The organism is Marivivens donghaensis (assembly GCF_011806565.1).
In the GTDB taxonomy this organism is placed as follows: Bacteria; Pseudomonadota; Alphaproteobacteria; order Rhodobacterales; family Rhodobacteraceae; genus Marivivens; species Marivivens donghaensis_A.
The window spans coordinates 14,782-28,365 of the sequence record NZ_JAATOP010000001.1; the positions used below are offsets into that span (position 1 = coordinate 14,782).

Below are 13,584 nucleotides of genomic sequence, written 5' to 3' on the forward strand. Positions count from 1 at the left end.
TGAAATGGCCCGCCCTCATCGTTTGGCGAGCTTGCCTGGTGCGGTCGGTGCGAGGTCCAATCCCGCCAGTCGCGCCATCTGCCAAGCCAGCGCGAGATTGCTGCTGACCACCGGCAGGCCGAGTTCGGCCTCCAACCCGTCGATCACATCCATCGTGCGCAGGTTGGTGCAGGACAGGAATACGGCGTCGACTTCGAGGTCTCGCACGACGTCATGCGCAGCGGCGCGGATAGAGGCTTGGTCGATCCGCACCACGTTCGCCTCGACTGCCTCTCCGAATGAAAGTGTACGCAGGACATCGATGCCCGCGGCCTCGAACGCTGCACGGACGGGCTCCGCGACCTCGGGCACATATGGCGACACGATGGCGAGCCGCTTGACGCCAAGTGCCTGCATCGCCGCAATCGCGGCGGTCAGAGGGTTCGTGACAGCCGCCATGGTGCAGGCACTACCGACCAGTTCCGCGACCCGCTCCGGCCCGATCTGCGCCGAGGCTGATGTGCAGGCATAGGCCACAACGTCGAAATTGGCAGCGGGCGGCAGGAGCGCGGCGGCGGCAGGGAGGCGGTTCTCCATCGCCGCAATGGTTTCAGTACCGAGCTCGTCACCCGAGCGCAGGCGGGTCACATGCAGATAGACGTCCTCTGGCAGCAAGCGGCGAAAGTCGTGTTCGATCGTCTCGTCCACGCTGAGCACGATCAGGCCGAAGGTCTTTTGCGTGCTCGTGTCGCCCAGCTCATACGGAAACTCGCCCATTATCCGATCTCCGGCATGTCATAGGGCGCGCGTTCGGACAGCAACTCGCAGCCGTTCGCGCGCAGGACGATGTTTTCTTCGTGCACCAGAATGCGGTCCTCGGTGACCCACGCCCCCGGCTCAATCGTCAGCACCATATTTTCGCGCAGCGGCGTGCGGTCCACGGGCGAGAACGAGGGCCATTCAGTCAGGTTGATGCCAAGCCCATGTCCGAAGCGCCCACCCGACGGTTTTGCGCCATAGCGTATCAACGAGTCCGATAGGATGTGATGAGCGTCACAGGCGAGCATCCCCGGTCTCAGCTCCGACATCAGATCATCGGTCGCTTGCCAAAGGCCATGATGCGCCTTGCGGGTCGCGTCCGACACCGGACCAAGGGAAAAATTGCGGTCAAAGTCGCAGAAATATCCGTCCCGCACCGCGCCTGTGTCCAGCATGAGGACATCGCCCGCCTCCAGCGGTGTCGGTCCCGCAGGAGAGATCACGTCGCCATATCCATCCTGCTCCGCACCGCCCGCAACGTAGGACACCCAGTCTGCGCCCTCGTCGAGAAGTGCGATCTGGAAATCGCGGAACACGCGGTCCAGCGGACGACCGATAGTGGCAAACTCCGGCACACGGGCAAAGGCGCGGTCGGCGATCTGGCAAATCGCTTTGATTTTTGAAATCTCGGCTTCGGTTTTGATCTCGCGGACGCGCTGGATTGCCGAAGTGCCGTCAACGAAAGTGCGCGGGGCAATCAGCTGTTCGACCTTGCGTAGGTCGGCAAGCGGCATCCGCGTGTGGGTTTCCAGGCCGCTCGGAATGCCGATACGGGCCGACGGTCCAGTCACTCCCGCGATGGTGTCGGACAGCAGGCTAACACCGTCATCGTCCGGATTTGGGGCGTCCCATGTTCGGATATCCTTGACCCAAGTGCGCCCCATGAGGTCAGCGCCGATGCGCGGGATCACCGCGATGGGAGCACCGCTGGATGGGACGACGATGAACCAAGGACGGGCAGGGCTCTCCCAGAAACGGGTTAGAAATCCTGTGACGTAAAAGATGTCGGCTGGCGTGGTAAGCAGTAGTGCATCAAGGCGGCTTGCCGACATTTCGCGTTGAAGCCTGTCGATCCGTGACCGGTATTCCGCGGACGGAAAGATCAGCGAGCGTTCACTCATCTACGGGCCCTTCGGAGATGAAACACAGAACGCGGGCATCGCTCGGCAGTTCAAGACCGCAGAGCAAAGCGGACAGTCCCGCCCCGCCCGAAGGGGAGGTCTCCGCACCCATTTCTGCCAGCTTTACGATTGCAGCGGCAACTTCGTCCTCGCCCAAAGTCACGAAGCGGTCCGCGTCACGAGCTAAGCCTGCGAGGGCGATCATGGACGGCGTTTTGCAGTCGAGGCGGCCCATGCTCGACACAGGGCCTTCGGTGTCGACGACCTTGCCTGCGGCGATGCTGTCGATCAGGGCGGGGGCGGCGTCCGGCTCGATCACGATGATCTCTGGCGCGTCGCCCCAAGTGGCGCGGGCGTGGGCGGCGACGGCAGCGGCGAGCCCGCCGACACCCGCTTGCAGCAGGATATGCGTGGGCGGCTCGGGGATCTGGCGCGAAGCCTCCTCAGCCATGGCGAGGTAGCCTTCCATCACGCGGTAGGGCCAGTCGGTGTAGCCGGGCCATGAGGAGTCCGACAGCAAGGTCCATCCGTTGTCGACCGAAGCCTTTTCGGCGGCTGCCATGCTGTCCTCGTAGGTCGCACCTTCGCGGACGGCTTCGGCGCCGTATGTTTTTAGCCGGTCGATAAAGCTCTGCGGGGCGGCTTCGGACAGGTAGATGACCGCCTTCGCGCCGAACACGCGGGCACCTGCGGCGACTGACATGCCGTGGTTGCCGGCGCTCGCAGTGACGAAGGTATGACCCGAAAGCCCAGTCCCCCAGTCGTCGCCGCTCACCTTTCGAGACGCGCAGCGGGCGATAGCGTGCGATGCACCCAGCGCCTTGAAGCTGCCGAGGCCCATCCGGCCGCGTTCGTCTTTGGCGTAAATCCGAGCCACGCCAGCATGTTTGGCGAGGTCATCCAGTTCCAGCAGCGGCGTCTCGCCGTGAGCAGGGCATTGCGCCAGAAGTTGCGTGACGGCGGAAGCGTCCGAGTGCGGAAAGGCGGTCAGCCCCTCGATGCCCTTGCCGCGCCAAGGGTTCTTCAATTGCTTCAACATGAACGCACTCTCCCACCGGAATGATCGACCGACACAGCCGTGCCGTTTCTGGAACTCAAGCGGAAGTCACTGCGTCTGGCAATGAATCTCGACGGGTATGTCGGCCGTCTCAGAAAGGTAGGGCGTTTAACGGGTGCGCAAAATGCGCATGAGAGATGCGGAAATTCAGTGGGTTGGGAACATGCTGTTCCGTGCATGATTTTGGCAAGTCAACGACATTCGCACGTTTTAGGGTCGTGTATGCGGATGCCTCGCACATGTGCGTCAGGCGGTCAAAACTACCCATCCGAGCAAATGTCGCAGTGCAGCACGAGGAGTAACTCGTGCCCTGATTGTCTATTTGCCAAAGGGCCGACTCAGATACGCCGCGTCGCTAATACTCTCTTCTCTCTGTTCCGAGTGCTTGTTGTTCTGATTGCTTCCACAATCGCAACGGTTGCATATGCCGAACTCGTCTCTGTGCCTTTCAAAGAAGGTTTTGTTGGAACCATCGGCAGCTCCAACCGTCAGGCGCTGAACATCCGCACCTTCGCCGCGCTGGGCATCGAGGCCAGCCTCGTCTAGCAGAATTCGAGCACATCGCAGTTCGAGTCGCCGACAGGCAACGACATTCCCGTTGACCTCGTTTTGATCCAAGGCGGGACGACCCTCACGATCCCTGGCTCTGTGAGCTGGAAGGTCAAGGACGGCGGCGCGCTGCAAATCTTCGGCTTCCCCCCCGACAGCAGCCAGCCGACCTATCAGGACATCACGCTGACCATTCCCGGCGGTGGTACTTATAGCCTCGTCGGGTCGTCGAGCTACGGCGTGGTGAAGACGTCGACTACCCTTGCGAACCTCGACATTGTCGATGGTCAGTCCAGCGTTTCGGGATCGAACGACCCTGTGAACCTCGCCGACCTGAACGACTACCTCGACGACGTCCGCGCAAGCCGCCCGTTTGGTCCGATCACCACCGACAGCGACAACATCATCGGCGTGGGCGAAGCTTGGGTCTACACTGCGTCCTACACGCTTGTGTCTGGCGACCTTCTGACCGGACAGGTCGACAACATTGCAGAGGTCTCCGCGACCTCGTCGCTCGGCACCGCGATCACCGTCCAGTCTTCGGCCACTGGCAACACCACATCGACCGGCAGCGTCACGTCCACGACCTTCGCCAGCCTGTCGTCGCTGTTCATTTCGAAAACCGCTGCGCTCGATACCGAGGTCGTCGGCGGAGCGAACGACACCACCGTCGATGTGGGCGATCAGATCACCTACACCGTGACCGTCTCGAACACCGGCAACACTGTGCTGAGCAACGTCGTTGTCTCGGATACGCTGAGCCGTGTGGCTGCGGACAACACCGCGACGACTGTCGTCTCGACTGCGACCACGCCCGCGCTGCTCGGCACTGCGACCGATAATGACGGCACCACGTCGGGCGCGACCATGAACCCGAACGAGCAGTGGGTTTACACCTACACCTACACTCTAACGCAGGACGATATCGACGCGGGCTGCATGTCGAACCTAGCTTCGGTGACCGATGGCTCGCTCTACATTGAATCGATGACTGCGGGTAACACGGACACTTCCGTTCTGACCGGCGCCGCACCGAGCGGTTCCCCGACCGTCACTTCGCTTCCCCAATCGCCGGAAATGCTGGTGAAGAAGGTCACCGACCTGACCGTTTCCGGCGCGACCTATCTGACGGGCAATAACTCAGATATCGTCGATCAGGATGCCAGCGGCACCGTTTCAGTAGGCGACCGCGTTTACTTCACCATCACAGTCAAGAACACGGGCAACGTTACGCTGTCGAGCGTTTCGCTGGCCGATACCCTGACAACGAACGAAGCCGCACCGACTACGCTGTCGATGACCTCCGGTCCGACCCTGACCGCCGATACCGGCACCACTGGCGATGGGAACCTCGCCGTCGGCGATCTCTGGACCTACAGCGGCTACTACGCTCTGACCCAGAGCGACATTGATCTTGGCGTCGGCATCAAGAACCTCGCAACCTTCACCGCCACGCCGCCGATAGCACCACGCTGGCTCCAGGCGCGTCGGCGACCTTCACCGCAACGTACGTCGTCACTCAGGACGACATCGACGCGGGCGGCCTGTCGAACACCGCGACGGTTGCGGGCACTGCTCCGGGCGGATCGACTTTGGACGACGTGACCGATGACGGCGATACCGGAGCAGGCGACACGGGCGCTGACCTGACCGTTTCGACGATCACTTCGTCACCCGCTGTCGCGATCCAGAAGACGGTTGATGACAGCGCGCTGGATGACGGCGTACGTGCGGGTGACGTTCTGCATTATACGATCACCATCGAGAACATCGGTGACGTGACGCTCCGGAACATAGCGATCACCGACAACCTGTCGGACCTGAACGGGACTGCGCTGAGCCTCGATGCGGCTCCTACGAAGACGTCGGATACCGGCGCGAATACCGCCGATGCGATCCTCGAGATCGGCAATGTCTGGACCTACACCGCCGACTACACCCTGACTGCCAGCGATATCGCGGCGGGCGGCGTGGAGAATATCGCGATCGTCACGGCGGAAACGCCGAGCGGCGCAACTGTCCCGGCGGAGAGCAAAACCTCGGGCAACACGTCGAATGGTGGCGATGGCGCACCGACTGAAACCGGCTTCCCTGGTGAAATCAGCGGTACCGTGATCGAGTATCAAGCAGGCGTGCAGGGCGTCATCGTCTACCTGCTCGAAGAAACTTCGCCGGGCGTTTACGACTACGTCGACGATCCGCAGAACCCCGGCACCCGTCTGTCGACGACGACCGATGCGAACGGCAACTATACGTTCGTTGGCCTGCCGCCGCTGACCTGCGGTATCGAGTTCTCGAACCCGAATTCGGGGGCCGTGCCGACCGCATCGAGCGCGACGCACTCCGAAAGCGGTAATCGTATCCTCGGGATCACCGTGGGCGCGGGCGCTGTCGAAGTTGAACAGGACGCATTCCTGATTGACCCGAGTGGTGTTGTCTACGACTCGTCGACGTTTGCTCCGCTCAGCGGCGCGACTGTGACGCTTTACTACCAGTCGTCGACCGGCGCTTCGGCGCGGATCGTGCCGGATAGCTGGCTCGACGCCGACCACGGCGATGCCTACGGTATCGTAGCGGGTTCGGACGGCAAATACGCCTACTTCCTGAAGTCGGACCGTGCGCGGGACGGCATCTATTCGCTCGACGTCGAAAAAGCGGATTACCTCTTTACCTCGTCGGTCATCGCCCCGCATTCGGGCAGCTATAACGCGGGTCTGGGTGGGCATGTCGTGCCGATCACCGCTGACGCGACCCCGCGTGCGGCTATGGACACGACCTACTACCTCGCGTTCGAGATGGTGTTCACGGGATCGGCTGCAACGTCGTCGAACGGTGTTGTGCACAACAACATCCCGCTCGATGCGATCCCGTCGTTGCTGCCGCAGATCGAGGACGATCTGGTTCAGATCCTGAAGGACGATCTATCGGCCACCATGACGCAGCAGGGGCAGGAAATGGTAGGTTTTGCAGCAGGTGCGCTGGACCGCCTGAAGCAGCGTGACGGCAACAGCTGTGCTGCGGATGTGGCCAAGGAACTCGCATACAATCCGATCCGCTTTGAGACGGCCTCTGCGGTTATTCTGCCAGAGAGCGAAGAGACCCTAAACCGCATCGCTGCGCTTCTGGAGACTTGCCCCGAAGCGGCGTTTGAAGTGGCGGGCCATATCGACGATCAGGCTGATGCGGACTACAACCAGCGTCTCAGCCAGTCGCGCGCGGCAAATATCGTCGCAGCGCTTACGGCTCGCGGTGCCGCGGCGGAGCGTCTGTCGGCTGCGGGGTACGGTGAGGGCCGCCCCGTTGCGGACAACATCACCGAAGAGGGCCGTGTGCTCAACCGCCGCGTGGAGTTGGTTGCATTCGATATGCCCTCAAACGAAGAGCCGTGCCGCAACACCCAGACCTTGTGCGTGACCTGAACATTCAGGGCGAAGACACTGGACTGACTGCGGAAGGCAGCTTTGACAGCGAAGTCCGTGACTGCGCAATCGACGGCTGGCGCATCTTTTCTGGCTCGACCAGCTACCTGACGGATGAGGGTATCTCGCAGGGCATGTTCAAACTGAACTACCGTGTCGAGCGCTTCGTCACCAATGACCGCGTGTCGGGCTGGTTCGCGGGCATCTATGGCTCGGACGATACTATCAGCGGCTCGGCCACCGGCAGCATCAATGGCTTCGGCGTGAACGGCGGGCTTTATGGTGCGGCGCGTCTCGATGCGAACCTCTTCGCCGATTACTACCTCGGCGCGGCAGCGGGGCGTCACAGCTTCGACCTCGATTTCGAGCGCGCACAGGGCACCATCAACGCGGAGGGCTTGTATGACTACTATGCGCTCTTCGCAGGTGCTGCGCTCTCGGGCCAGTTCGACGTGAACGACTACGTGCTTGCGCCGCGCTTCGGTGTGGACGCAGCGTGGTCGCCGGGCGGCGAGGCTTGGGTCACCGCCAGCCGTGCGGGCTTTGAAGACAGCGGTGCGCTCTCGACCGGCGAGGTTTCGGGGCTGCGTTTCTTCGGAGAACTGGGCGTTGCCGACCTGCTGCTGGATGATCCGGCGGTCCTGTCGATCACCCCGCGTTTCTTCTGCGAACGTGCGATCGGTTCGGATGACAACACCTGCGGTATGGGCGCGAAACTGTCCTATGAAAGCCGCAACGAGGTGACCGGAGATCACGTCGGCTTTGAGCTGGATGTCGAAGGCGCGAAGGGCCGCCAATACTACTCTGTCGGTGTGAATGTCGGTCAGCCGATGTTCGGCGGAAACGTCGAAACCAACGTCGGTGTCGGCGCGAATGGCAGCGTCGATCTGGGCCTGTCCTACACCGCCGCGTTCTGATCGCTAAACGCAAAAAGCCCCGTTCTTGAGAAAGAGCGGGGCTTTTCCTTGCCTACCGGCCTATCACTTGCCGAGCACCGTCTCCACGGCCTGCACAACGCCGGCGACGATCTGGTCGACCTCGTAGCGGGTCAGGCAGAACGGCGGAGCAAAACCGAGGATGTCACCCTGCGGCATGGCGCGGGCGATGATCTTGGACTGCTCCAGCAGGGTCGCCGAAATACGCGGGCCGACCTTTTCGCTGGGGTCAAAGAACGTGTGGCTGTCCTTGTCTTTGACGAACTCGACCGCGCACAGCAGACCTTCGCCGCGCACATCGCCGACGTGAGCGTGATCACCCAGAGCCGCCTTCATCTGTTCGTTGAGGTAAGCGCCGGTTGTTTTGGCGTTTTCGATCAGGTTCAGCTTGTCCAGCAGTTCGAGGTTGGCAACACCCGCCGCCGCGCCGATGGGGTGGGCGGAATAGGTCCAGCCGTGGCCGATGGGGCCGTTTTCGTCAGTGCCTTGCTCGAGGACCTTCCAGACTTTGTCCGACAGGATCGAACCCGATAGCGGCGCATAGGCAGAGGTCAGGCCCTTGGCGATGGTGATGATATCGGGCTCCATGCCGTAGTGGTCAGAGCCGAACATGGTGCCGAGGCGACCGAAGCCAGTGACGACCTCGTCCGCGATCAGCAGGATGTCATGCTTTTTCAGAACTGCCTGGATCGCTTCCCAGTAGCCTGCGGGCGGCGGAACGATCCCGCCAGTGCCGAGGGCAGGCTCACCGATGAAGGCCGCGATGGTATCGGCGCCTTCGCGTTCGATGAGTGCTTCCAGTTCGGCAGCGCAATGGGCCACGAACTGCTCTTCGGTTTGGTCGAGATTCTGGCGGCGGAAATAGTATGGCGCTTCGGTGTGGATCACCTGCTCGATCGGCAGGTCGAATTTCTTGTGGAACAGCTCAAGGCCGGTCAGCGAGCCGGTCACGAGGCCTGAACCGTGATAACCGCGCCAACGTGAGATGATTTTCTTCTTCTGCGGGCGACCGAGGATGTTGTTGTAGTACCAGACCAGCTTCACATTGGTTTCGTTCGCGTCCGATCCGCCAAGGCCGAAGTAGACCTTGCTCATGTTCTTGGGCGCGCGGTCCAGAACCATCTTGGACAGGGTGATCGACGCTTCGGTGCCGTGGCCAACGTAGGCGTGATAGTACGCCAGTTCCTTGGCCTGCGCGGCAATCGCATCGGCGATCTCGGGACGGCCATAGCCGACGTTCACGCAGTAGAGGCCCGCGAAAGCGTCCAGAAGTTTATTGCCGTCGCGGTCTTCGATGAACACGCCCGATGCGGTCTTGATGACGCGGTTCGGGCTTTCGCCGCGCGCGTGCTGTGCCAGATGGGTCGACGGGTGAAAGAAATTCTCGCGGTCCCATTGGTCGAGTTGATCGTTCTTGAGCATCGGCGGTCCTTTTCCGAAAAGCGTGAAACATCTTCCGGTGAAGCCACTGGCTTCCGGTATGCCTGTCTACATGGCGCATTTCGGCAGAATTTCTGTCTGAATATTCCGTAGGCCGCAGAAAATTCAGCTGTCCGGAAGTTGCCCCAGCAGCAGATCCAGCGGGGGTGTACCGTTCCCTTTGACCGGTTTGGTCACAATATAGGTGAAGTAACGGCTCAGCCCGATCCGCGCATCTAGCATGTCGTCGATCAGTTTCTGATAGCTATCCACATCCCGCGTCACGATCTGCATCAGGTAGTCGAATCCGCCGCCGAGCGCCCAGCACGCCGTCACTTCGTCATACCGCTGCATGGCCGCTTCGAACGATCGGAAGCTCGCCGCCGTGTGGTCTGCGATTTCCGCGACCACGAAGACCGTCACATGGGACGCCAGTTTCTTAAGGTTGATACGCGCGCCGTAGCCTTCGATCAGGCCGGCATTCTCCAGCTTTTTCAGACGGTCCCAGCACGGGGTAGGGGACAGGCCAATCTGTTCTGCCAACGCGGATTTGGTGATCCGCCCGTCTCGGGACAGAACTTTGAGGATCTGTAAATCGCGGTCATCCAGCAGCATGTCGGCAGTGTCTTTGGCTGTAGCGGTGGGGTCAAGTAACCCGCTGCTTCTGCGGCTCTTTTCCTGCGCTGTCCACGGGCTGCCGCAAAAATTAGCCTGACGGATAGGCGGTGATCACATCAGGCGAGATATCGCTGTTGCGATCTATCGTGTCGCGAAAGAACCTTCACGTGTCTCATCCGCTCTCCTAGGCTCGGGGCATGGATCGCCGATGCGCGACCGCAATCCCTAGTCAGAGTCGTTACCATCATGCCCATCGAAAACGCTGCCTTCAGCCTGCCCGAATATAAAGCCCGCATCGCCAAGACGCGCGCAGCAATGGAAAAGGCGGGCATCGACCTACTGTTCGTGACCGACCCGTCCAATCAGGCGTGGCTCACAGGGTATGACGGTTGGTCGTTCTATGTGCATCAGGGCGTGCTGCTTCCGATGGAAGGCGAGCCGATCTGGTGGGGGCGGGGCATGGACGCCCAAGGAGGCAAGCGTACCTGCTGGATGTCGTTCGATAATATCCACGGTTACGCCGACAACTACGTGCAATCGACCGTCCGCCATCCGATGCAGGACCTCGCCGGGCACATCCGTCGTCTGGGTTCCGAAGGGGCCCGGATCGGTGTGGAGATGGAGAACTACTACTACTCCGCCAAGGCCCACGCCGTCCTGACCGAAGAGCTGCCGAACGCGACCTTTGTGGACGCGACCGCACTGGTGAACTGGCAGCGTCTGGTCAAATCGGGCGAGGAAATCGCTTTCATCCGCAAGGCCGCGCGTATCTCTGAAAAGGTCATTCGGACAGCGATCGACAAATCTGCCGTTGGGGTGCGCAAGAACGATGTCGTGGCCGAAATCATGCACGCGGGCATCACCGGTGTTGATGATATCTGGGGCGATTACCCTGCCATTGTGCCGCTGACGCCATCGGGACTGGACGCGACCGCCGCGCACCTGACGTGGAACGGTGCGCCGATGAAAGAGGGCGAGGCGACGTTCTTTGAACTCTCGGGCTGTTATCGCCGTTATCACGCACCGCTTTGCCGTACCGTGTTCCTCGGCAAGCCGCCGCAATCCGCGCTGGATGCCGAAAAGGCGCAGGTCGAGGGGATCGAGGCGGCGCTGGACGCCGCGCGTGCAGGCAACCGTACGTGCGATATCGCGAACGCTTTCACCAGCGTCCTCGCCAAGCATGGCCTGAAGAAAGAGGGCCGCATGGGCTACCCGATCGGCCTCAGCTACCCGCCCGACTGGGGCGAGCGCAGCGCTTCGATCCGTGCCGAGGACCAGACCATTCTGGAACCGGGGATGACATTCCACTTCATGCCTGCGCTCTGGATGGATACATGGGGGCTGGAGACGACAGAGACGATCCTCATCACCGAAAACGGCCCCGCAGAGGCTGTCTGCAACGTCGAGCGTAAGCTGTTTGTGAAGGACTAAGCCGTGTCACTGATCGACGACACCAAAGATATCCTGGCAGAGCTGATCGCTTTCCCGACGGTTTCGACCGACAGCAACCTGCACATGATCCAGTGGCTCGCGCAGAGGCTCGGTGACCTCGGGGCGCAGGTGGAAATCTGGTACGATGCCTCGGGCAACAAGGCGAACCTGTTCGCTACCTTGGGGCCGATGCGGGACGGCGGGATCGTTCTGTCGGGCCATTCCGACGTCGTGCCCGTCGCCGATCAGGACTGGACCACCGATCCGTTTGAAATGGTCGAAAGGGACGGCAAATGGTACGGACGCGGTGCTTGCGACATGAAGGGCTTCATCGCCGCCGTTATGGCGATGGCCCCGCGATATGCCGCGCTGGATTTGCAACGTCCGCTCCATTTCGCGTTCACCTATGACGAGGAAACCGGCTGCCTCGGTGCTCAGGCACTGGCCGAGCAGTTGGCGGAGCAGGGCATTCGGCCCGCGGTTGCGATCATCGGCGAGCCGACGATGATGAAAATCATCGAAGGGCACAAAGGCTGCTGCGAATACTCGACGCATTTCACGGGGCTTGAGGGGCATGGGTCGTCACCCGACCTCGGCGTGAATGCCGTCGAATATGCGGTGCGGTTCGTTGGTCGCTTGATGGAGCTGAAGGATGAACTGAAGCCGCGCGCACCGGCGAACAGTCGCTTCGATCCGCCGTGGACCACGATCAACACCGGCGCGTTGATTGGCGGCGTTGCGCACAACGTCATTCCGGGGAAGGCGCGAGTGGACTGGGAAATGCGGCCCGTCCAGAAATCCGACATGACATTCGTGAAGGACGCCGTGCACGATTACGTCACGCGCGTTCTGGAACCTGCGATGCAGGAGTTCTACCCCGATGCAGGGATCGAGACCGAAGTCATCGGCGAGGTCGGCGGGCTGGAGCCCATGGAACCCAGCGAGGCCCGTGAGCTGGTTAGCGCACTGACGGGTGGAAACGACGTCGGCGTCGTGCCCTTCGGCACCGAGGCCGGTATTTTTCAGGATATCGGGATGAGCGTCGTGGTGTGCGGGCCCGGCTCTATCGCGCAGGCCCACAAACCGGACGAATTCGTTGCAGTCGAGCAGATGGAGCAGTGCCTCGATATGCTCGAAAGGCTCTGCGCCAAGCTTGTCTGATCAGCCGTTGCGGATCGTGTCGATCATCAACTGAACGTTTTCGGGGTCCGCATCCGGCGTGATCCCGTGACCGAGGTTGAAGATATGCGGGCCCTTCGACAGCGCATCCACAACGCGGCGGGTTTCGCGGACGAGATCTTCGCCGCCAGTGACCATGTGCGACGATTTCAGATTGCCCTGAACGCAGCCGCCGGTCTGGACATTGGCCGCCGCCCACTCCGGCGTAACGCCATCGTCGAGCGCAATGCAGTCCGCGCCGATCTTCTCGTGCAGGCCGACATAGCGCTCGCCCGCGCCGCGCGGGAACGCGATGACGGGGAAGCCGGGGTGGCGCGATTTAATCGCAGCGGTGATCTTGCGAGCAGGCTCGACGGCGAACTCCTCGAAGTCCTGACCTTGAAGCGATCCGGCCCAGCTATCGAAGATCTTCACAACCTCGGCTCCGGCTTCGATCTGCTGGCACAGATATTCGATCGTCGCGTCGGTGAGCAGGTCGATGATGCCTTTGAACGTCTCGCGGTCCGTGTTCTTCAGCGCGTGTGCAGGGCCCTGATCTGGCGTGCCTTGGCCTGCGATCATATAGGTCGCCACGGTCCATGGCGCGCCTGCGAAACCGATCAGAGTCGTCTCTTGGGGCAGTTCGCGGCGCAGGATGCGGACGGTCTCGTAAACGGGGTTCAGCGTGTCGTGGATCGCGTCGATAGGCTTCAGCGCAGCCAGTTCGCTCGCCGTTGTCGTGGTTGTCATGCGCGGGCCTTCACCCGTCACGAACCACAGATCGACGCCCAGAGCCTGCGGAAGAAGCAGGATGTCGGCAAACAGGATGGAGGCATCGAACCCGTAGCGGCGGATCGGCTGGAGGGTCACCTCGGCCGCCAATTCGCTGTTATAGCAAAGGGAAAGGAAGTCACCGGCTTCGGCGCGGGTTGCGCGATATTCGGGCAGATAACGGCCCGCCTGACGCATCATCCAGATCGGCGGAGTGGGCAGTGTTTCGCCCGCTAGGGCTCGCAGGATGGTCTTGGTCATGGCAACTCCTTTGGCTGGGGTTTAGGTCGCCAATGCCGCAGGGCAAG

At 61.5% G+C, this 13,584-nt stretch carries 10 protein-coding genes and 2 pseudogenes; 6 read left to right on the forward strand and 6 right to left on the reverse strand.

Annotated elements, in window-relative coordinates; translation table 11 throughout:
* Nucleotides 1–15 precede the first annotated feature (15 nt).
* The 3 genes from HCZ30_RS00080 to HCZ30_RS00090 are packed head-to-tail and all read right to left on the reverse strand — an operon-like array spanning nucleotide 16 to nucleotide 2,958.
* On the reverse strand, nucleotides 16–756 hold the full coding sequence (locus HCZ30_RS00080; RefSeq protein ID WP_167635723.1) for a maleate cis-trans isomerase family protein: 741 nt from the start codon (nucleotides 754–756) through the stop codon (nucleotides 16–18).
* A complete protein-coding gene (locus tag HCZ30_RS00085; RefSeq protein ID WP_167635724.1) occupies nucleotides 756–1,919 on the reverse strand; it encodes a M24 family metallopeptidase in 1,164 nt (387 codons plus the stop codon). Before HCZ30_RS00085 ends, HCZ30_RS00080 begins: the two co-directional genes overlap by 1 nt.
* Entirely contained in the window at nucleotides 1,912–2,958 is a 1,047-nt protein-coding gene (locus HCZ30_RS00090; RefSeq protein WP_167635725.1) for a pyridoxal-phosphate dependent enzyme, read from the reverse strand. Before HCZ30_RS00090 ends, HCZ30_RS00085 begins: the two co-directional genes overlap by 8 nt.
* A 1,017-nt stretch (nucleotides 2,959–3,975) precedes the next feature.
* Here HCZ30_RS00090 and HCZ30_RS00095 point away from each other — a divergent pair.
* From HCZ30_RS00095 to HCZ30_RS00105, 4 genes and pseudogenes are all read left to right on the forward strand, one after another.
* A pseudogene (locus HCZ30_RS00095) lies at nucleotides 3,976–4,977 on the forward strand (DUF11 domain-containing protein); the annotation flags it as partial.
* Between the two features lie 20 nt (nucleotides 4,978–4,997).
* Nucleotides 4,998–5,066: pseudogene (locus HCZ30_RS16855) on the forward strand (DUF7507 domain-containing protein); the annotation flags it as partial.
* A 60-nt stretch (nucleotides 5,067–5,126) separates the two neighbouring features.
* Nucleotides 5,127–6,944: a DUF7507 domain-containing protein gene (locus HCZ30_RS16705; RefSeq protein WP_348640345.1), complete on the forward strand. Its 1,818-nt coding sequence runs from the start codon at nucleotides 5,127–5,129 to the stop codon at nucleotides 6,942–6,944.
* The gene (locus HCZ30_RS00105; RefSeq protein ID WP_167635728.1) at nucleotides 6,911–7,861 is read left to right on the forward strand and encodes an autotransporter outer membrane beta-barrel domain-containing protein; all 951 of its coding nucleotides are present in this window, start codon (nucleotides 6,911–6,913) and stop codon (nucleotides 7,859–7,861) included. Before HCZ30_RS16705 ends, HCZ30_RS00105 begins: the two co-directional genes overlap by 34 nt.
* A 63-nt stretch (nucleotides 7,862–7,924) precedes the next feature.
* Here HCZ30_RS00105 and HCZ30_RS00110 read toward each other — a convergent pair whose 3' ends face one another.
* Together HCZ30_RS00110 and HCZ30_RS00115 are read right to left on the reverse strand one after the other, a co-directional pair.
* Nucleotides 7,925–9,301: an aspartate aminotransferase family protein gene (locus HCZ30_RS00110; RefSeq protein ID WP_167635729.1), complete on the reverse strand. Its 1,377-nt coding sequence runs from the start codon at nucleotides 9,299–9,301 to the stop codon at nucleotides 7,925–7,927.
* Nucleotides 9,302–9,424: 123 nt separating this feature from the next.
* Nucleotides 9,425–9,913 carry an Lrp/AsnC family transcriptional regulator gene (locus HCZ30_RS00115; RefSeq protein WP_167635730.1) on the reverse strand — a complete coding sequence of 163 codons (489 nt, stop codon included), beginning with the start codon at nucleotides 9,911–9,913 and terminating at the stop codon, nucleotides 9,425–9,427.
* A gap of 249 nt (nucleotides 9,914–10,162) precedes the next feature.
* Between HCZ30_RS00115 and HCZ30_RS00120 the strand changes: the two genes are divergently transcribed.
* The gene (locus HCZ30_RS00120) at nucleotides 10,163–11,347 is read left to right on the forward strand and encodes a M24 family metallopeptidase (RefSeq protein WP_167635731.1); all 1,185 of its coding nucleotides are present in this window, start codon (nucleotides 10,163–10,165) and stop codon (nucleotides 11,345–11,347) included.
* Nucleotides 11,348–11,356: 9 nt separating this feature from the next.
* Nucleotides 11,357–12,508: an acetylornithine deacetylase gene (gene argE, locus HCZ30_RS00125; protein ID WP_167636244.1), complete on the forward strand. Its 1,152-nt coding sequence runs from the start codon at nucleotides 11,357–11,359 to the stop codon at nucleotides 12,506–12,508.
* Here argE and hemE read toward each other — a convergent pair whose 3' ends face one another.
* A complete protein-coding gene (gene hemE, locus HCZ30_RS00130) occupies nucleotides 12,509–13,537 on the reverse strand; it encodes a uroporphyrinogen decarboxylase (protein WP_167635732.1) in 1,029 nt (342 codons plus the stop codon).
* Nucleotides 13,538–13,584: the final 47 nt, after the last annotated feature.

Bases quoted from the DNA above. Each gene is read 5' to 3' on its own strand.
- hemE (WP_167635732.1), bottom strand. From the start codon at position 13,537: ATGACCAAGACCATCCTGCGAGCCCTAGCGGGCGAAACACTGCCCACT.
- HCZ30_RS00080 (WP_167635723.1), bottom strand. From the start codon at position 756: ATGGGCGAGTTTCCGTATGAGCTGGGCGACACGAGCACGCAAAAGACC.
- HCZ30_RS00115 (WP_167635730.1), bottom strand. From the start codon at position 9,913: ATGCTGCTGGATGACCGCGATTTACAGATCCTCAAAGTTCTGTCCCGA.
- HCZ30_RS00120 (WP_167635731.1), top strand. From the start codon at position 10,163: ATGCCCATCGAAAACGCTGCCTTCAGCCTGCCCGAATATAAAGCCCGC.
- HCZ30_RS00110 (WP_167635729.1), bottom strand. From the start codon at position 9,301: ATGCTCAAGAACGATCAACTCGACCAATGGGACCGCGAGAATTTCTTT.
- HCZ30_RS00090 (WP_167635725.1), bottom strand. From the start codon at position 2,958: ATGTTGAAGCAATTGAAGAACCCTTGGCGCGGCAAGGGCATCGAGGGG.
- HCZ30_RS00085 (WP_167635724.1), bottom strand. From the start codon at position 1,919: ATGAGTGAACGCTCGCTGATCTTTCCGTCCGCGGAATACCGGTCACGG.